21 protein-coding genes are annotated in these 18,519 nt (G+C 67.0%); 15 read left to right on the top strand and 6 right to left on the bottom strand.

The window, feature by feature from the left end:
- Nucleotides 1-8: 8 nt before the first annotated feature.
- From BRESU_RS09790 to BRESU_RS09800, 3 genes are read right to left on the bottom strand one after another with little or no spacing between them, the layout of a single operon-like run.
- Entirely contained in the window at nucleotides 9-497 is a 489-nt protein-coding gene (locus BRESU_RS09790; protein WP_050762560.1) for an SRPBCC family protein, read from the bottom strand.
- Nucleotides 498-511: 14 nt separating this feature from the next.
- Nucleotides 512-1,012 (bottom strand): SRPBCC family protein, encoded by a 501-nt coding sequence (locus tag BRESU_RS09795; protein WP_013269385.1) that lies wholly within the window; start codon nucleotides 1,010-1,012, stop codon nucleotides 512-514.
- The gene (locus BRESU_RS09800) at nucleotides 996-1,343 is read right to left on the bottom strand and encodes an ArsR/SmtB family transcription factor (protein ID WP_013269386.1); all 348 of its coding nucleotides are present in this window, start codon (nucleotides 1,341-1,343) and stop codon (nucleotides 996-998) included. Before BRESU_RS09800 ends, BRESU_RS09795 begins: the two co-directional genes overlap by 17 nt.
- A gap of 129 nt (nucleotides 1,344-1,472) precedes the next feature.
- Here BRESU_RS09800 and BRESU_RS09805 point away from each other — a divergent pair, with 129 nt between their 5' ends.
- From BRESU_RS09805 to BRESU_RS09875, 15 genes are all read left to right on the top strand, one after another.
- Nucleotides 1,473-2,084, top strand: a complete 612-nt coding sequence (locus BRESU_RS09805) for a flavodoxin family protein (protein ID WP_013269387.1) — start codon at nucleotides 1,473-1,475, stop codon at nucleotides 2,082-2,084.
- Between the two features lie 33 nt (nucleotides 2,085-2,117).
- A complete protein-coding gene (locus BRESU_RS09810; protein WP_013269388.1) occupies nucleotides 2,118-2,615 on the top strand; it encodes a nuclear transport factor 2 family protein in 498 nt (165 codons plus the stop codon).
- A complete protein-coding gene (gene recO / locus BRESU_RS09815) occupies nucleotides 2,615-3,346 on the top strand; it encodes a DNA repair protein RecO (protein WP_013269389.1) in 732 nt (243 codons plus the stop codon). The genes BRESU_RS09810 and recO overlap by 1 nt, the downstream gene beginning before the upstream one ends.
- Nucleotides 3,347-3,434: 88 nt before the next feature.
- Entirely contained in the window at nucleotides 3,435-5,006 is a 1,572-nt protein-coding gene (locus BRESU_RS09820) for an ATP-binding protein (protein WP_156796290.1), read from the top strand.
- 39 nt (nucleotides 5,007-5,045) lie between these two features.
- Nucleotides 5,046-7,247, top strand: a complete 2,202-nt coding sequence (parC, locus tag BRESU_RS09825) for a DNA topoisomerase IV subunit A (RefSeq protein WP_013269391.1) — start codon at nucleotides 5,046-5,048, stop codon at nucleotides 7,245-7,247.
- Nucleotides 7,248-7,331: 84 nt separating this feature from the next.
- Nucleotides 7,332-7,901 (top strand): LemA family protein, encoded by a 570-nt coding sequence (locus BRESU_RS09830; RefSeq protein WP_013269392.1) that lies wholly within the window; start codon nucleotides 7,332-7,334, stop codon nucleotides 7,899-7,901.
- Nucleotides 7,902-7,907: 6 nt separating this feature from the next.
- On the top strand, nucleotides 7,908-8,918 hold the full coding sequence (locus tag BRESU_RS09835; protein WP_013269393.1) for a M48 family metallopeptidase: 1,011 nt from the start codon (nucleotides 7,908-7,910) through the stop codon (nucleotides 8,916-8,918).
- 107 nt (nucleotides 8,919-9,025) lie between these two features.
- Nucleotides 9,026-9,355 (top strand): FtsB family cell division protein, encoded by a 330-nt coding sequence (locus tag BRESU_RS09840; RefSeq protein WP_013269394.1) that lies wholly within the window; start codon nucleotides 9,026-9,028, stop codon nucleotides 9,353-9,355.
- Nucleotides 9,356-9,482: 127 nt separating this feature from the next.
- Nucleotides 9,483-10,532: a pyruvate dehydrogenase (acetyl-transferring) E1 component subunit alpha gene (pdhA, locus tag BRESU_RS09845; RefSeq protein ID WP_013269395.1), complete on the top strand. Its 1,050-nt coding sequence runs from the start codon at nucleotides 9,483-9,485 to the stop codon at nucleotides 10,530-10,532.
- Nucleotides 10,529-11,908, top strand: a complete 1,380-nt coding sequence (locus BRESU_RS09850; RefSeq protein WP_013269396.1) for a pyruvate dehydrogenase complex E1 component subunit beta — start codon at nucleotides 10,529-10,531, stop codon at nucleotides 11,906-11,908. Before pdhA ends, BRESU_RS09850 begins: the two co-directional genes overlap by 4 nt.
- On the top strand, nucleotides 11,905-13,227 hold the full coding sequence (locus tag BRESU_RS09855) for a pyruvate dehydrogenase complex dihydrolipoamide acetyltransferase (RefSeq protein ID WP_013269397.1): 1,323 nt from the start codon (nucleotides 11,905-11,907) through the stop codon (nucleotides 13,225-13,227). Before BRESU_RS09850 ends, BRESU_RS09855 begins: the two co-directional genes overlap by 4 nt.
- A gap of 10 nt (nucleotides 13,228-13,237) precedes the next feature.
- Entirely contained in the window at nucleotides 13,238-13,717 is a 480-nt protein-coding gene (locus BRESU_RS09860; protein WP_013269398.1) for a glutathione peroxidase, read from the top strand.
- A gap of 53 nt (nucleotides 13,718-13,770) precedes the next feature.
- A complete protein-coding gene (locus tag BRESU_RS09865) occupies nucleotides 13,771-14,733 on the top strand; it encodes a DUF3667 domain-containing protein (protein ID WP_013269399.1) in 963 nt (320 codons plus the stop codon).
- A gap of 94 nt (nucleotides 14,734-14,827) precedes the next feature.
- Nucleotides 14,828-16,231, top strand: coding sequence for a dihydrolipoyl dehydrogenase (lpdA, locus tag BRESU_RS09870; RefSeq protein WP_013269400.1), 1,404 nt, complete (start codon nucleotides 14,828-14,830; stop codon nucleotides 16,229-16,231).
- Nucleotides 16,228-16,704 carry a GNAT family N-acetyltransferase gene (locus tag BRESU_RS09875; protein WP_013269401.1) on the top strand — a complete coding sequence of 159 codons (477 nt, stop codon included), beginning with the start codon at nucleotides 16,228-16,230 and terminating at the stop codon, nucleotides 16,702-16,704. Before lpdA ends, BRESU_RS09875 begins: the two co-directional genes overlap by 4 nt.
- Here the strand turns inward: BRESU_RS09875 and BRESU_RS09880 are convergent.
- The 3 genes from BRESU_RS09880 to BRESU_RS09890 are packed head-to-tail and all read right to left on the bottom strand — an operon-like array spanning nucleotide 16,701 to nucleotide 18,515.
- Nucleotides 16,701-16,883 carry a DUF3606 domain-containing protein gene (locus tag BRESU_RS09880; RefSeq protein ID WP_013269402.1) on the bottom strand — a complete coding sequence of 61 codons (183 nt, stop codon included), beginning with the start codon at nucleotides 16,881-16,883 and terminating at the stop codon, nucleotides 16,701-16,703. The two genes, BRESU_RS09875 and BRESU_RS09880, sit on opposite strands and share 4 nt — an antisense overlap.
- 52 nt (nucleotides 16,884-16,935) lie before the next feature.
- Nucleotides 16,936-17,736: an MBL fold metallo-hydrolase gene (locus tag BRESU_RS09885; RefSeq protein WP_013269403.1), complete on the bottom strand. Its 801-nt coding sequence runs from the start codon at nucleotides 17,734-17,736 to the stop codon at nucleotides 16,936-16,938.
- Nucleotides 17,733-18,515, bottom strand: coding sequence for a TatD family hydrolase (locus tag BRESU_RS09890; protein ID WP_013269404.1), 783 nt, complete (start codon nucleotides 18,513-18,515; stop codon nucleotides 17,733-17,735). The genes BRESU_RS09885 and BRESU_RS09890 overlap by 4 nt, the downstream gene beginning before the upstream one ends.
- Nucleotides 18,516-18,519 lie beyond the last annotated feature (4 nt).

Consider the following 18,519-nt stretch of genomic DNA (forward strand, 5'->3'; position numbering starts at 1 on the left):
TCGTCTCCTTAGGACTGTTTTTGCGACAGCCAGACGCCGAGCCGGCCGAAGGTGGAGGTCCAGCCGTGGGTGTGGCCTTCGAGACTGCGCTGCGATTTCAGGCCTTCGTGGGTGAAGACCATCCGGGTCCGCCCGTCGGGCAGTTCATGCAGGACCACGGTCACCAGGGTGTCCGCAGGCGGCCCATCCTCGTGGCTCTCGTCCCACCTGAAGGTGAAGACCAGCCGTTCCGGGGCGATCACCTCGCGGTACATGCCGCCCTGCCACAGGACGTCCTCGGTCGTCGCCGACCCCAGGCAGGCGCGCCAGAGGCCGCCGACCCGCAGGTCGTTGGTCCCCGACAGCATCGGCCACTCGACCGGACCCATCCACTGGATGCGCATCTCCGGCCGGGTCCAGGCCATCCAGACCAGGTCCCGGGGCGCATCGAAGATCCGCTCCATCTCCAGCCTGTGCGGCAGCAACGTCGGCAGATCGGGCAGGCTTGCTTCGCTCATCGACATCGGGGCGCTCACAGGGTCTTGAGCAGGTCGGCCAGTTGATCGGCGGCGGCGTTCCACCCGGCCTCGAAGCCCATCTGCTCGTGCTGCTGCATCGTCTCGGCATTCCAGTGACGCGCCACCGCGACATAGTCCGTGCCCCCGTCTGCCGCGGGAGTCAGGGTGACCTCGGCGACCATGAAGGGCACCCCGGTCGGCTTCCATTCGGGCGTGAAGGCGTCGGTCGTCACCAGTCGGCGGTTCGGCTCGATCGCCAGAATGATGCCCGAGTTCGGCATGACCTCGCCGTCGGGCCCGTTCATCACAGTGTTGAAGACACCGCCCGGGCGCGGATCGATGACCGCTTCCGAGACCGACCATGGCCTGGGGCAGAACCACTGCTTCAACAGGTCGGGGTTGATCCAGGCCTGCCACACCTTCTCGGGCGAGGCGTCGAAGTGGCGCTTCAGCGTCAGGTCGAACCCGTTCGGATGACCGGGCGTGTGGCAGGGGTTGTCAGTTTCTTGGACCATTGGGGTCTCCCTTCTGGATTTTCTTCAGGTAGGTTTCGAGGCGGTCGAAGCTGGAATCCCAGTAACGCCGGTAGTGTTCGAGCCATTCCGCGACGCCCTTGAGCGCCATCGGCTCAAGCCGCGCAGGACGCCACTGCGCCTCTCGCCCCCGGGAAATCAGCCCCGCCTTTTCGAGCACTTTCAGATGCTTGGAGACGGCTGGTAAACTCATGTCAAAGGGTGCAGCGAGATCGTTCACGCTGGCTTCGCCCTCGGCCAGACGCGCCAGGATCGCCCGGCGGGTCGGGTCGGCGAGGGCGGCGAACTTGGCGGAGAGCGGATCGGGTTGCATGGTCAGGCTTCGTGTTCAACTGATCGGTTAAATGAACTTGTTCCCTGACGCTGTCAACCGATGAGTTAAATAGCCACTGGAACGCCACCGGCGGCTCGTCGTTGAAAGCGGACCCCAATGGAGATCACCATGCGCGCCGTCATCCTCAGTTGTACCCTGAAGGCCTCCCCGGAACCGTCCAACACCGAAGCCCTCGCCAAGGTGGTCTCGGCCGAACTGGAGAAGGGCGGGGCCGAGGTCGAGATGATCCGGCTGGTCGATCACGACATCCGGCCGGGCGTGACGGCCGACGAGGGGAAGGGCGATGGCTGGCCCGCGATCGATGCCAAGCTCAAGGCGGCCGATATCGTCGTGTTCGCCACGCCGACCTGGCTGGGCCAGATGTCCAGCGTCTGCCTGCGTGCGCTGGAGCGCATGGACGCCTGGTTCGGCGAGACCGATGACAGCGGCCGCCCCGTCGCCTTCGGCAAGGTCGCCGGCGTTGTCGTCACCGGCAACGAGGACGGGGCCCACAACATCGTCGCCACCGTGTGTCAGGGCTTGATCGACATGGGCTTCACCATTCCGGGCCAGAGCTGGACCTACTGGCATCTCGGCCCCGGGCCCGGGCCGGACTATTCGGAGACCGATCAGGGCCACGACTATTCCGACCGCGTGGGCCGCAACGCGGCCCGGAATCTGATCGCCATCGCCAAGGCGATCACGCCGGAAACCTATCCGGTTCCCGAAAGCGGGGAGTAGGTCTAGGACGGATGGACACAGCCCGGAGCGCCGATGTCCATCCTCCTTGTCGCCCTTGCAGGCCTGACCCTTCAGACATCCACGCCGGAAGCTGATGTGGCGGCTGTCCTGGACTCCTTGAACGCGGCCTCGACGGCGGCCGATGGCGAGGCCTATTTCGCCCTGTTCTCGCCGGACGCCCGCTTCGTGGGCACGGATGCCGGCGAACACTGGACGATGACCGAGTTCCGGACCTACGCAGGACCGGTCTTCGCGCGCGGCCGGGGCTGGTCCTACCCGGCGACCGAACGCACGATCACGATCGCGCCCATAGACTGCAAATGCATCGCCTGGTTCGAGGAGAAGCTGACGAACGACAGCTATGGTCGGACGCGAGGTTCCGGCGTCTTGCGGCTGACGGATGAAGGCTGGAAGATCGAGCAGTACGTCCTCAGCCTGGCAGTCCCGAACGATATCGCCAGCCCGATCGCCGACATCATCAAGACACTCGAGACCGCGCAGGCCTTGGCGGAAACGAGACCCGCGCCCTGATGGAGTTTCACGAGGAAGCCTTCGTGCTGTCGGCCCGCGCACACGGCGACACGGGCGTCGTCGTCGACCTGCTGACCGAGACGCATGGCCGTCATGCGGCCTATGTGGCCGGCGGCGCGTCGCGGCGGATGAAGCCGTTTCTGCAGGCAGGGGCGAGGGTCATCGCCGACTACCGGGCGCGGACCAGCGATCATCTGGGCTCCGCGCGGCTGGAGCCTGTGGGGGAGGGGCCCAGCGCCCTGTTCGACGACGGCCTGGCCCTCGCCGGACTGTCGGCGGCTGCTGCCGTCGCGCAGGGCGCCCTGCCGGAACGCGAGCCCCACCCCGGGGCCTTCCTGGCGTTCGAGGCCCTGATGTCCGCGTTCCAGATCCCGGCCGTCTGGCCTGCCATCTTCGTCCGCTTCGAGGCCGGCCTTCTGGAGGATCTGGGGTTCGGCCTCGACCTCAGCCGATGCGCGGTAACCGGGACGATGGACGATCTGGTCTGGGTGAGCCCCCGAACCGGCCGATCTGTCAGCGCATCCGCCGGCGCGCCCTATGCCGACAAGTTGCTGAAACTCCCCCCGTTCATGCTCGGCGCCCAGGCGGGGCTGCGCGACGGTGACGTCAAGGACGGTCTCGACCTGACCGGGCATTTCCTCGAGCAGTTCGTCTTCCATCCGCAGAACAAACCGTTGCCGACCTCCCGGACCTGGATGATCGACAAGCTCGGAGAAGAGGGTCGCCTCTAGCCGGACGGCAAAATTCCTTCGCCGGCTCAATCGTCGCTTAATGTCCGGTTGTGTACATCGGTCCCCTGTCAGGCGTGGGTGCGAGATGATGATACCGTTGGTCACCGATGGAGGGGATACGTCGACCGGCGGGCAGGGCGGCGACATCGACAGCTTCTTCGACGTCTCGCTGGATCTTCTGGTCATCCGGGACCTGCGCGGCATCGTCGTGAAGGTCAGCCCGTCCTGGACGGCCATCCTCGGCTATCGACCGTCCGAGATCGAAGGTCGCCCGCTGCTGGGCCTCGTCCATCCCGACGATCTCCAAGCCACATGGGACAGCGTCCGCGAGGTGGAGACCCGCCGCGCCGGCGATCCGGTGCGCGGCCAGATCAACCGCTATCGCCACAAGAATGGTCACTACCTCACCCTCGAATGGCGTGCACAGCGGCGTGGGCAGCACATCTATGGCGCCGCTCGCGACGTCACCGAGCGGGTGGCGGCCGAGGCCGAGCTGCTGGCCGCCCGCGCCGCCGCTGAAGCGGCCAACCGGGCGAAGTCCGACTTCCTCGCCAATATGAGCCACGAGATCCGCACGCCCCTGAACGGGGTGATCGGCATCGTCGACGCCCTGTCGCGGACGGGATTGGAGCCTGCCCAGGCCGAGATGGTCGATCTGATCCGCGATTCGGGCACGACGCTGGAGCGCCTGGTGTCGGACATCCTCGACGTCTCCAAGATCGAGGCCGGAAAGCTGGATCTGGAACTCCATGCCTTCGACCTCGAGGACGCCCTGCGGGGGCCGATCGACGTCATGCGCGCCAAGGCGGCGGACAAGGGCCTGGCCTTTCTGGTCGATATCGCTCCGGAGGTCAGCGGGACCTTCCTGGGCGACAGCACCCGGTTGAAACAGGTCCTGACCAACCTCCTGTCGAACGCCGTGAAGTTCACGGCCGAAGGCAGCGTCGTGCTCACGGCATGGGTCACCGAGGACGCCGAGGATCAGACGTTCCTGTCGCTGACCATCCAGGATACGGGCGTCGGGTTCGACGAGGAACAGGCTGCGCTGCTGTTCGGTCGTTTCAACCAGGCGGACAGCACCATTACGCGCCGCTTCGGAGGCACTGGCCTGGGCCTGTCGATCTGTCGTTCGCTGATGCAACTGATGGGCGGCGAGATCGATGCGAGTTCCGAGCCGGGCGTCGGCAGCCGGTTCTGCATCACACTGCCGCTGCCCCGTGTCGACCAACAGGCCCCGTCCGACCCCGCGCAGGGGGCCGGCGTCATCGGCAGCCGGGCCACCGACCGCCCCCTGCGCGTCCTGCTGGCCGAAGATCACCCGACCAACCAGCGGGTGGTCCAACTGATCCTGGACGGGATCGGTGCCGACCTCGTCATCGTCGGCGACGGGGCACAGGCCCTGGCCGCCGCCACCCAGGGCACCTTCGATGTCATTCTGATGGACATGCAGATGCCCGGCATGGACGGGCTGACAGCGACCCGCGCCATCCGATCGCACGAAGCCAAGACGAACCTGCGCACCCCCATCCTCATGCTCAGCGCCAACGCCATGGCCGAGCACAGGGATGAGGCCAGGGCCGCCGGCGCCGACCTTCACGTCCCCAAACCGATCACGGCCGCGAGCCTGCTGGCGGGAATCGAGAGCGTTCTGGCGGGGTGAGACTAGACTTGGGCCTTCGCCTGAGTGATTCGAGCCTGCATGACCATCCACACCCCTCCGCCCGAAGGTGGCCGCATCGTCGATGAGCCGATGGGCGAGGCGCTGAGCCGCCGCTACCTGGCCTATGCCCTGTCGACCATCACCAATCGGGCGCTGCCGGACGTGCGCGACGGGTTCAAGCCGGTCCACCGCCGCATCCTGTACGCCATGCACCAGATGCGGCTGAACCCGCAGGCGGCGGCGCGGAAGTGCGCCAAGGTCGTGGGCGAGGTGATGGGCGGCTATCACCCGCACGGCGACGCCTCCATCTATGACGCTCTGGTCCGCCTGGCGCAGGACTTCGCGCAGCGCTACCCGTTGGTCGACGGGCAGGGCAATTTCGGCAACATCGACGGCGATAACGCCGCGGCCATGCGCTACACCGAGTGCAAGCTGACGGCCGCATCAGTCCTTCTGATGGAGGGAATCGATCAGGATTCCGTGGACTTCCGTCCCACCTATGACGATCAGGATGAAGAGCCGACCGTCCTTCCGGCGGGCTTCCCGAACCTGCTGGCGAATGGATCGTCGGGTATCGCCGTGGGCATGGCGACCTCGATCCCGCCGCACAACGTCGGCGAACTGATCGACGCCTGTCTGGCCCTGCTCGACAGGCCCGAGACGACCACGGCGGAGCTGGCGGAGATCGTCCCCGGCCCGGACTTCCCCACAGGCGGCGTGGCCGTGGAGGGGCACGCCTCCATCCTGGACGCCTATGAGACAGGCCGCGGCGGGGTCCGGCTACGTGCCCGCTGGGAGCGCGAGCCTCTGGAACGCGGTGGCTACCAGATCGTCATCACCGAGGTGCCGTACCAGGTCCAGAAGTCCAAGCTGATCGAGGCCCTGGCCGAACTGATCGAACAGAAGAAGGCCCCGCTGCTGGGTGACGTCCGCGACGAGTCGGCGGAGGACATCCGTGTCGTCATCGACCCCAAGAGCCGCAATATCGACGCCGACAGCCTGATGGAGAGCCTGTTCCGGCTTTCGGATCTCGAGGTGCGCTTTCCGATCAACATGAACGTTCTGGACGCCACAGGCACGCCGCGCGTGATGGGGCTGAAGGCCTGCCTCCAGGCTTTCCTCGATCACCGGCGCGAGGTGCTGAATCGTCGCTCGGCCTGGCGGATCGAACGGGTCGAGAAGCGGCTGCACCTGCTGGAAGGCCTGCGGATCGTCTTCCTGAACCTGGACGAGGTCATCCGCATCGTGCGCGAGGAGGAACAGCCCAAGGCCGTCCTGATCGCCCGTTTCGGCCTGTCGGAAACCCAGGCGGACTTCATCCTCGACACCCGCCTGCGTCAGCTGGCGCGGATCGAGGAAATGACGATCGAGAACGAATACAAGGCCCTGTCTGAGGAGCTTGCGTCGCTGCAGTCACTGACATCCTCGCCGGCCAAGCAGTGGAAGAAGATCGGCCAGGAACTGGCGGCGACGCGCAAGGCCCTGATCTCGCCGCGCCGCACCACGATCGCCGAGGCCGTCGACGCCTCCGCCTTCGTCCCGGCCGAGGCCTTCATCCCGCGCGAGGCCATCACCGTGATCCTGTCCGAGCGCGGCTGGATCCGCGCGGTGAAGGGCAAGGTGGAGGATCCGTCGGAACTGAAGTTCAAGGAAGGCGACGCCCTGGGCTTCCTGGTGCCCGCCTTCACGACCGACAAGCTGCTGGTCGCGGCCTCGGACGGACGCGTCTTCACCGTCGGCGCCGACAAGCTGGCCTCCGGGCGCGGGCATGGCGAGCCCTTGCGGCTGATGGTCGAACTGGAGGAGAGCGCCGGAATTGTCGCCGTTCTGGCGCATCAGCCGGGCGCGAAACTGTTGATCGCGTCCAAGGCCGGCTATGGCTTCATCGCGCCGGAAGACGAGCTGCTGGCCCAGAAGCGGGGCGGCAAGCAGGTCCTGAACGGCGACCTTCTCGCGGCGATCCGCGTGACCGGCGATCACGTCGTCACGATCGGCGAAAACCTCAAGACCCTGATCTTTAAGGCCGACGAGCTGCCGGAGATGGGTCGGGGCAAGGGTGTGAAGCTGCAATCGTTCAAGCAGGGCGGGCTGACCGACATCGCCCTGTTCGACGGCGCGCACGGGCCGGAGTGGGTCGATGGCGGCGGGCGGCGTCGCAACTGGCCGGACTGGAAGGACTGGCTCGGCAAGCGGGCCGGGGCCGGGCGGATGGGCCCCCGGGGTCTGCGCAAGTTCCGCTGACCGCCGGGACCTGACGTTTCCGCGATTTCACTATCCGTCGACCGATGGTCGGGCGATAATCAGCGTCACACCGGGGGAGCCATCATGATCACGCTCATCATCATCGCCGTCATCGTCGTCGTCCTGATCTTCGTGGTCATGGGCGCGTACAACAAACTGGTCGCGCTGGATCAGAAGGCTGACCAGTCGTTCGCCGACATCGACGTGCAGCTGAAACAGCGGAACGACCTGATCCCCAACCTGGTCGAGACCGTGAAGGGCTATGCCGCGCACGAACAGGGCACGCTGAACGCGGTGACCCAGGCCCGCGCCGCCGCCGCCGGGGCCACGACGGTCGACCAGAAGGTCAACGCCGACAACATGCTGACGGGCGCGCTGGGCAAGCTGTTCGCGGTGGCCGAGGCCTATCCCGACCTGAAGGCCAACACCAACTTCCTCGAGCTGCAGCGCGAGCTCAGCGACATCGAGAACAAGCTGGCCGCCGCGCGCCGCTTCTTCAACAATGCCGTGGCAGAGTTCAACGCCGTGCGGGCCCAGTTCCCGACCGTCCTGTTCGCCGGGATGTTCGGTTTCGGGACCGAGAAACCGTTCTTCGCTGTCGACGCCGTCGACCGCGCGGCCATGACCGCCGCACCGCCCTCGGTGAAGTTCTAGGTCCCCATGGCCGCCGTCGGGCTGCAGACCCACATCTGGGCGAACAACACCCGTTCGACCCTTCTGCTGATCGGGTTTCCGGTCATGCTGACTCTCGTCCTGTTCGGGCTGGAGTTGGTCCTGATGGGGTTCGGCTTCCTGCCCAACTCAGGCGGGACGCTGGGGCAGGACATCGGCCTGGCCGTATCGATGCTGGCGGGCACGATCCCCCTGGCCGTCGTGGTCGCCCTGGTCTGGTTCGCCATCGCCTGGTTCGGCAACCAGGCCATGATCGACGTGATGACGGGGGCTCGAAAGGTCGAGCGCCGGGACGAGCCGCAGCTTTACAACCTGCTGGAAAATCTGGCGATCTCGCGCGGCCTGCAGACGCCGACGCTACGCATCATCGACAGCGACAGCCTGAACGCCTTCGCTTCCGGCATCCGCGAGGGCCACTACAGCGTGACCGTGACGCGGGGCCTGATCGCCGCCCTGGACCGCGACGAGATGGATGCCGTGCTCGCCCACGAACTGACCCACGTCATCAACAAGGACGTGCGCACCATGATCATCGCCTCGATCTTCGCGGGCATCATCAGCGTGGTCTGCCAGCTGGTATTCCGGGGCCTGTTCTATCTGCGCAGCGGCAAGGACAACAAGAACGCCGGGCCGCTGATCCTGATCGGGTTCCTGATCGCCGCCGTCGGTTATGTCTTCGCCATCGTCATCCGGATGATGCTGTCGCGCACTCGCGAGTTCGTCGCCGACGCCGGCTCGGTCGAGCTGACCAAGAACCCCGACGCCATGATCTCGGCCCTGCGCAAGGTGTCGGGCCGCTCCAAGCTGCAGGCGCCGGACGACGTTCAGGGCATGTTCCTCGATAACGAGCGCGAAGGGTTCACCGATGCCCTGTTCGCCACCCATCCCCCGATCGAAAAGCGGATCGCCGCGCTCATCCGGTTCGGGGGAGGGCGCGATCCCGGGGTCTGGGATGGCGCGATTGTTGAGGCACCCACCACGGCCGTGCCGATTTCCTGATCCACACGCCGGATTTCGCGCGAGGACCTACGGCCAAGCTAGGGTTTGTTAGGCATTTTCGGTCACACACGAGCAACTGTTGTCCACGCTCAGAAGGAGCGTTCGTGATGCTCGAACGGATGAAACCCTACGCCCTGTCCGCCTTCCTGCTGCTGCTGATCGGCTACCTCGGCGTCCAGGCTCTGACGGGGGAGAGGGGTCTGCTGAGTGGCGCGGCCCGCGACGCCCGTCTCGACGCGCGCGAGGCCCAGCTGGCGGCCCTGGCCGAACAGCGCGCCGATCTCGAAGTGCGCGTGCGCTACCTTCGCACCGGCAGCCTGTCCCGCGACCTGCTCGAGGAACGCGCCAGCGCGGTGCTCGGTTTTTCGGACCCGCGCGACTATGTGATCCGCGTTGCAGCGGCTCCTGCGCGAACCACGGCCGTGACCCCTTCCTGAACTCTTGTTACAGCGGAGCCTGAGCGCTTTGCCTTTGGGGAACGAAGGCTGCTACAGCCGCTTTCCGTAACGAGAAGAGGCTCCGGCGGCGCGTATCGCCCGGGAGCTCATACCCGGGAGATGCCGGATGGCGAGAGCCGCCCAGAAGACCACGGAATCAAAGGCCTCGGCCAAGATCCCGAACGTTCCCACCGCGACCAAGGAGGAGCTGCTCGCCTTCTATCGCGAGATGGTCCTGATCCGCCGCTTCGAGGAGCGGGCAGGGCAGCTCTACGGCATGGGTTTGATCGGCGGGTTCTGCCACCTGTACATTGGTCAGGAAGCCGTCGCCGTGGGCGTGCAGGCCAGCGTCAAGCAGGGCCACGACAAGATCATCACCGGCTACCGCGACCACGGCCACATGCTGGCCGCGGGCATGGACCCGAAAGAGGTCATGGCCGAGCTGACCGGGCGCTCCGGTGGGTCGTCCAAGGGCAAGGGCGGCTCGATGCACATGTTCGACGTGCCGACCGGCTTCTACGGCGGCCACGGCATCGTGGGCGCCCAGGTGGCGCTCGGCACCGGGCTGGCCTTCGCAGGCAAGTACCGGGGCGATGATTCGGTCGCGTTCATCTATTTCGGCGACGGCGCGGCCAACCAGGGCCAGGTCTACGAGAGCTTCAACATGGCCCAGCTTTGGAAGCTGCCGGCCATCTACATCATCGAGAACAACCAGTACGCCATGGGCACGAGCATCGAGCGCTCGTCGTCGACGACCGACCTGGCGCATCGCGGGGCCAGCTTCGGCATCCCCGGCGAGCTGGTCGACGGCATGGACGTGCTGGCGGTCAAGGACGCGGTCGAGCGGGCGGTCAAGCGCGCCCGGGCCGGCGAGGGGCCCTTCATTCTTGAGGTGAAGACCTATCGCTATCGCGGCCACTCGATGTCCGATCCCGCGAAGTACCGCACCAAGGAAGAGGTGGACGAGGTCAAGAAGACCCGTGACCCCATCGACCACGTCAAGATGCTGCTGGACCAGGCCAAGGCCACCGAGGACGAGATCAAGGCCATCGACGCCGAGGTGAAGGCCATCGTCGCCGAGGCCGTCCAGTTCGCCCAGGAAAGCCCCGAGCCGGATCCGTCCGAGCTCTATACCGACGTCTATCTCGAGACCCCCCAAGTGGAGACCGCCGCGTGACCGACATCCTGATGCCGGCGCTGTCGCCCACGATGGAAGAGGGCACCCTGACCAAATGGCACGTGAAAGCGGGCGATACGGTCAAGGCGGGCGACGTGATCGCCGAGATCGAGACCGACAAGGCGACCATGGAGGTCGAGGCCGTGGACGAGGGCGAGATCGCCGAAATCCTCGTGGCCGAGGGCTCCGAGAACGTGAAGGTCAACACGCCGATCGCCCGTATGGCGGGGGAAGAGGGCGCGGTGAATTCGACGACGCCTGCGGCGGAGAATTCGACGCCTCCGGCAGAGACTCCGAAGACTTCGACGACGGGTGATCCGGAGAAGGCCCCGGCCGAGGCCGGCACGCCGACGCCGAAGCCGGCCTTGAAGGATCCCGAGATCCCCGCCGACGCCAAACTGGTCAAGACGACGGTCCGCGACGCCCTGCGCGACGCCATGGCCGAGGAGATGCGTCGCGACGAGAACGTGTTCCTGATCGGCGAGGAAGTGGCCCAGTACCAGGGGGCCTACAAGGTCAGCCGCGAGCTGCTGCAGGAGTTCGGCGACCGCCGCGTGGTCGACACCCCGATCACCGAGCACGGCTTCGCCGGCCTGGGCGTCGGGGCCGCCATGGCGGGGCTGAAGCCGATCGTCGAGTTCATGACCTTCAACTTCGCCATGCAGGCGATCGACCACATCATCAACTCGGCCGCGAAGACGCTGTACATGTCCGGCGGCCAGATCCGCGCGCCCATTGTGTTCCGCGGTCCGAACGGCGCGGCCAGCCGCGTCGGCGCCCAGCACAGCCAGGACTATTCGGCCTGGTATGCCCAGGTGCCCGGCCTGAAGGTCGTCGCCCCGTATGACGCCGCCGACGCCAAGGGCCTGCTGAAGTCCGCCATCCGCGACCCCAACCCCGTCGTCTTCCTCGAGCACGAGATGATGTACGGCATCGAGTTCGATGTGCCGGACGTCGAGGACTATCTGGTCCCCATCGGCAAGGCCAAGGTCCGCCGCGAGGGCACCGACGTCACCATCACGGCCCACGCCCGCATGGTCGGGTTCGCGCTTCAGGCCGCCGAGCAGCTGGAAGCCGAGGGCATCTCGGTCGAGGTGATCGATCTGCGCACCCTGCGTCCGCTGGACCACGAGACCATCGTCGAGAGCGTCAAGAAGACCAGCCGCCTGGTCTCGGCCGAAGAAGGCTGGGGTCCGATGGGCGTCGGCGCCGAGGTCGTGGCCCGGGTCATCGAACACGCCTTCGACTATCTGGATGCGCCGCCCCTGCGGGTGCACCAGGAGGATGTGCCGCTGCCGTATGCCGCCAACCTTGAGATCCTGTCGCTGCCCGGCGTCGACAAGATCGTGAAGGCCGTCAAGGCGGTGATGGCATGACCGATATCCTGATGCCCGCCCTGTCGCCCACGATGGAAGAGGGCGTCCTGGCCAAATGGCACGTCAAGGTCGGCGACACGGTCAAGGCCGGCGACGTCATCGCCGAGATCGAGACCGACAAGGCGACCATGGAGGTCGAGGCCGTCGACGAAGGCACGATCACCGACATCCTGGTGGCCGAAGGCTCCGAGGGCGTGAAGGTCAATACGCCGATCGCCCGTCTGGCGGAGGAGGGCGGTTCCGCCGCCCCGGCACCCAAGGCCGCTGAACCCGCGAAAGCCGAGGCGCCGAAGGCTGCGCCCGCGCCCGCAGGTCACGAGAGCGGCGATGCGGTGGCGACGCCCGACGGGATCAAGTCCGCCGAAGCCGTCCTGCCCAAAACCTCCGGCACGGCCGCCTCGACCGGGGCCCGCGTCTTCTCGTCGCCGCTCGCGCGTCGGCTGGCCAAGGACGCCGGACTGGACCTGTCGACCCTGAAGGGCACCGGCCCCCACGGCCGGATCGTCAAGGCCGACGTCGAGGCTGCTGCCAAGGGCGGCGCGCGGCCGGCCGCAGCGCCCGCCACGACCGCCGCTTCCGGCATCGAGGCCCGCAAGGTCCAGTCGCTGGCCGACATGGGCATCCCCGACGGCAGCTACGATCTCATCCCGCTGGACGGTATGCGCAAGGCGATCGCCCGGCGCATGGTCGGCTCGATCCAGAACGTGCCGCACTTCCCGCTGTTCATCGACGTCGAGATCGACGCACTGCTGGCCGCCCGGGCCAAGGTCAATGCGATGCTGGAGAAGTCCGGCGTCAAGGTCTCGGTCAACGACTTCGTCATCAAGGCCGCGGCCATGGCGCTGAAGCTCGTGCCCGAGGCCAACGCCAGCTATTCGCCCGAGGGCATCGCGATGCACCACAACGCCGACGTGGCGATGGCGGTGGCGATCGACGGCGGCCTGATCACCCCGATCATCTTCAAGGCCGAGACCAAGTCCCTGTCGCAGATCGCTGTCGAATCGAAGGATCTGGCCAAGCGCGCCCGCGACAAGAAGCTGAAGCCCGAGGAATTCCAGGGCGGCACCTTCAGCGTGTCCAACCTGGGCATGTTCGGCATCAAGGCCTTCAGCTCGATCATCAACGAGCCCCAGGGCGCGATCATGAGCGTCGGGGCCGGCGAACAACGGCCTGTGGTGAAGAACGGCCAGCTGGCCGTGGCGACCGTGATGACCGTGACCCTGACCTGCGATCACCGGGTGGTGGACGGGGCGACGGGCGCGCGGTTCCTGCAGGCCTTCAAGCCGCTGATCGAAGACCCTGTCACCATGCTGGCCTGAGGCGCACGCGATGAGCACCGTCTATGACTTCACCGCGACCGGCATCGACGGGACCGAGGTGCCGCTGGACGGGTTTCGCGGCAAGGCGCTGCTGATCGTCAACACGGCGTCCAAATGCGGTTTCACCGGCCAGTACGCCGGCCTCGAAACCCTGCACCGGCGCTTCGCCGACCAGCCGTTCGAGGTGCTGGGTTTTCCCTGCAACCAGTTCGGCGGACAGGAACCGGGCAAGGCGGCCGAGATCGCGTCGTTCTGCAGCGCCACCTTCGACGTCGACTTCCCCCTGTTCGACAAGATCGAGGTCAACGGGCCGAACCGGCACCCGCTCTATGCCTGGCTGACCGGGCAGAAGAAGGGCTTCCTCGGCAGCCGCGACATCAAGTGGAACTTCACCAAATTCCTGACCGACCGGGAGGGCAGGGTGGTCGCCCGCTATGCGCCGCAGGTCGAGCCCGCGGCCATCGCGCCCGATATCGAGAAGCTTCTCTGAGCCCTGCCCGGGCACGTAGGATGTCCCCGGCTGGCTGACGATTCGGGGCGGGGATGACAGAGACCACGACGGCCGGCGCGGTCTGCGCGGCCTGTGAAACGCCTCTGACCGGGCGCTGGTGTCACGCCTGTGGGCAGGACAGCCGGGCCAGGCCGGTTCCGCTGCGCGCCATGGTGGTGGAGGTCGCGACCTCCTACAGCCCGATCGACGGCAAGCTGGCGCGGACGCTCGCGGTTCTGGCCGTCCGTCCTGGCCGACTGCTGGAGGCCTATCGCAGCGGCGCGGGCTCGCTCTACGTCACGCCGCTGAAACTGTTCGTCGCCTCGACCGCCCTGTTCCTGTCGGTGCTCAACTTCAGCGACACGACGCTGGTCCAGTATGTGTGGAAGGTCGATCGGGGCGGGCAGGTCGGCCCGGCCTTCTACGACCCCGTATCGATGGAGGTGAAGGTTCAGGGGGCGACGGACGGCGAGCGCTGGCTGCAGCCCAAGATCGAGCCCGCCATCGACCCCGAGGTCACCTCCGCGATCCAGGCCGCGGCCCGCGCGGCCTCCGACGAACCGACCCGGGCCAGCATGCGCTACGAACTGGTCCTGAATGCCGAGCAGGCGGACTGGGCGGCCCGACTGTCGGGCTGGCTGCCGAACGTCCTCTGGCTGCTGATGCCCGTCTATGCCGTGTTCCTGATGCCGTTCTTCGGACGTCGTCGGCTGTTCCTGGAGCACGTCATCTTCGCCATGTGGGCCCATGCCGTCGGCTTCCTGCTGGCCATGGGACTGGCGGGCATCAATGCCGCCGGCGCCAATCTGTCGGCAGCCTGGCTGGTGGTGCCCTACCTGGCCTATTTCACGATCGCGGCCGCCCGCTACTATGCGGTGGCTCCTGTGCAGGCGCTCTGGCGAGGGATCGTCCACCTCAGCCTCTATGTCGTGCTGGCGCTCATGCCCGCCGCGGTGGCCATCCTGGCGACCGTGACCGACTGGCCGGCCCTGATCGCATGGATCGAGGCGGTCTGACGCCGGTCACGGGTGGTTACGGAGCCGGACGCGGAGCTTTCGGCTCAAGGCCCGGGCCGCTACAAGACCCCATTGATTTCACGGAGGCTCAGACTTGGCCGACTTCGATCTTATCGTCATCGGCTCCGGCCCGGGTGGATATGTTGCCGCGATCCGCGCCAGCCAGCTGGGCCAGAAGGTCGCCATCATCGAGCGTGAGAGCCTGGGCGGGATCTGCCTGAACTGGGGCTGTATCCCCACCAAGGCGCTGCTGAAGTCCGGCGAGAAGTTCGAGAGTCTCAGCCATCTGGACGACTACGGCCTGTCCGCCTCGGGCGCGACGTTCGACTTCGGCGCCATCATCCAGCGTTCGCGCGGCGTGGCGGCGACGATGAACAAGGGCGTCACCTTCCTGATGAAGAAGAACAAGATCGAGGTGATCGAGGGCACGGCCAGGCTGGAAAAGGGCACGGCGGCTCCCAAGGTCGTCATCGCCCTGAAAGCTGGAGGCTCGCGTACGCTCGAGGCCAGGGCCGTGATCCTGGCCGTCGGCGCTCGCGCCAAGGCCATCCCCCAGATCGGGCTGGAAGCCGACGGCGACCGGATCTGGGCCTATCGCGAGGCCATGGCCCCCAAGACCATGCCGGCCTCCATCGTGGTGATCGGATCGGGTGCCATCGGCATTGAATTCGGCAGCTTCTACCGTGCCTTGGGCGCGGAAGTTACCGTAGTGGAGGCGGTCGATCGTATCATGCCGGTGGAGGATGAAGAGGTCTCCAAGGCGGCCCAGAAGTCCTTCGAGAAGCGCGGCATGAAGTTCCGCACCGGCTGCAAGGTCACCAGGGTGTCCAAGGGCGGGAAGGGGGTTCAGGTCGCGATCGAGGCCGGCGGCAAGGCCGAGACGCTGGAGGCCGAGGTCTGTATCTCGGCGGTCGGCATCACCGCCAACACCGACGGCATCGGCCTGGAGGCGCTGGGCGTCAACATGGACCGCGGCCACATCACCATCGACGGCCACTGCGCCACGAACGTGAAGGGGCTCTATGCCATCGGCGACTGCGCCGGCGCGCCCTGGCTGGCGCACAAGGCCAGCCACGAAGGCATTCACGCGGCCGAATACATCGCCGGCTACAAGAGCCCCAACGTCGTCTCGCCGATCGCGGGATGCACCTATGCCCAGCCGCAGGTCGCGTCCGTCGGGATCACGGAGCAGGGGGCCCGCGAGGCCAAACGCGACGTGAAGATCGGCCGGTTCCCGTTCCGGGTGAACGGCAAGGCCGTGGCGGCGGGCGACACCGACGGTTTCGTCAAGGTCATCTTCGACACGAAGACCGGGGCCCTGATCGGCGCCCACATGATCGGCCACGAGGTCACCGAGATGATCCAGGGCTATGTCACCGCCATCGCCATGGAAGCGACCGAGGAGGACATCCACGGCATCGTCTATCCGCACCCGACCATGTCCGAGGCCATGCACGAGGCCGCGCTGGACGCCTACGGGCGCACCATCCACCTTTGACGATCCTCGCTGCCGGGGACGCCGATTTCGCGGACCTGCTCGCGGCCGGTCGCGTCCAGGGCAGAGCCGTCGCAGAGGGCGGCATCGCGCCGGACCCGGTCCTGGACATGCTGCGCGGCGTCGCGGCGCGGGTCCGCCCGCACTGCGATCCGGCGGCATGGTGGATCGTCGACGGGGATGAAATCGTCGGCCTGTGCTCGATCGTCTCGGAGCCCTCCGGGGACGGCTCGATCAGTATCGGCTACGGCGTCGCCTCCAGTCGACAGGGGCGCGGCGCGGCCACGCGCGCGGTGGGTGAGGTCCTGGAATGGGCCGGGACGCGTCCGGATCTGACCGGCGTCACGGCAGAGACCGCCGTCGACAATCCGGCGTCGCACCGGGTGCTCGAAAGAAACGGCTTCGTCCGGGTCGGCGTGCGTACGGACGCGGAGGACGGCGACCTGATCTGCTGGCGCGCCGTCGTCGCGCGCTAGCGCTTCTTGCCGAGCTCGGCGGCGATGTCCTTGACCATGCGGCCGGCCTTGCGGTGGGCGGCGGTGATCTGGTCGCGGGTGACGCCCCAGCGCTTCATCCAGTATTCGACGGCCTGACGCTCGGAGAGGTCCAGACGGTCCTTGTCGATGAAGCCGCGCTTGTCCTTGAGACCCGCCATGGGGGTGGTTCCTCTTGTCGCCTAAGATATATTATGCGAAATTCTATGTCAGTCAGAGCCCGGCAACACCGGTCCAGCCATCGATCGCGATCTCGACGTTGGCAGGAACAAAACGGCGCAATGCGTTGAAATCCAGATCGATATGCAGGTTCGTGAGGATCGCCTTGCCCACGTCGGCGGCCGCGATCCACTCCAGCGCCTGATCGACGTGGGCGTGCGTCGGATGACGCGTCCAGCGCAAGGCATCGACGATCCAGACCTCGGATCCCCGAACGGCCCGCAGCGCGTCCTCGTCCAGCGCATCGACGTCGCTGGAATAGCTGAGACCCCCCAGCCGGTAGCCGACCGACCGGATCGGTCCGTGGCCCTGGTCGAAAGTCACGACCGGCACGGCTCCTCCGGGCCCGTCGATCTGCCAGTCGACGCCGTGCGCCGGCAGGTCCTGCGCCTCGAGGATGGCCGGATAACCCTGTTTCATCTCGAAGATGTAGTCGAACCGATGCGTCAGGGCCGCCTTGGTGGCGGCATCCATCCAGGCCGGTATGCGCTGGCGACGCCTGAGCGCGAAGACGCGCAGGTCGTCGATGCCATGGGTCTGGTCCGCGTGATCGTGGGTGATCAGGACGGCGTCGACCCGGGTCGCCCCGGCGGCCAGCATCTGCTGGCGCAGGTCCGGCGAGGTGTCGATCAGCACGCTGGTCTCGCCCTCCGGGCCGCGCCGCCGCGCCAGCATCGAGCATCGGGTCCGCCGGTTCTTCGGTTCCGCGGGATCGCAACTGCCCCAGTCACCGTCGCCGCGCGGCACGCCGCCGGACGACCCGCAGCCGAGGATGGTGAACTCGAGCGCGCTCATGCCGGCCTCGGGATTCGGTCGAACAGGTTGAAGAAGGCGTCGGTCGTGCGCGTCTCGGCCTCCTCCCGCGTCCAGCCCCGGATGTCCGCCAGGGTCTGCAGCACATGGCCGACATAGGCGGGCTCGTTGCGCCGCCCCCGGTGCGGGACCGGCGCCAGATAGGGGCAGTCGGTCTCGACGATGATCCGGTCGCCCGGCATGGTCCGGATGACCGCCCGGACGTCCTCGGCGGCCTTGAAGGTGGCGATGCCTGATACGGAGAACCACGCGCCCATTTCCGAAGCCTTTTCAGCGAGATCGGGACCGCTGGTGTAGCAGTGCATCAGGAACCGGAACGGCCCCTCCCCCTGCTCCTCCGCCAGGATCGCCGCCATCCGGTCGTCGGCCTCGCGCGTATGGACGACCAGCGGCAGTCCGGTCCGGCGCGCGGCGGCGACGTGCCGGCGAAAGACCGCCTCTTGCTGATCGCGCGGGCTCAGGTCGTAGTGGAAATCCAGGCCGCATTCGCCGATCCCCACGACCCGGGGGCGCCCGGCGAGGGCGACAAGGTCGTCGGCGGTCATCTCGAGGTGGTGGCGCGCCTCGTGCGGGTGGGCCCCGACGGTGCACCAGATGTCCGGGTGCGCCATGGCCAGGCCGTGCGTCGCCTCGAACGTGGCCAGCGAGTCCGAGATCTCGACCATCAGGCCGACCCCGGCGGCGCGCGCGCGGTCGATCACGGCGTCGCGATCCTCGTCGAACTGGGCGGCGTGCAGGTTGACGTGGCTGTCGATCAGCATGGCG

Source organism: Brevundimonas subvibrioides ATCC 15264 (assembly GCF_000144605.1).
GTDB classification, from domain to species: domain Bacteria; phylum Pseudomonadota; class Alphaproteobacteria; order Caulobacterales; family Caulobacteraceae; genus Brevundimonas; species Brevundimonas subvibrioides.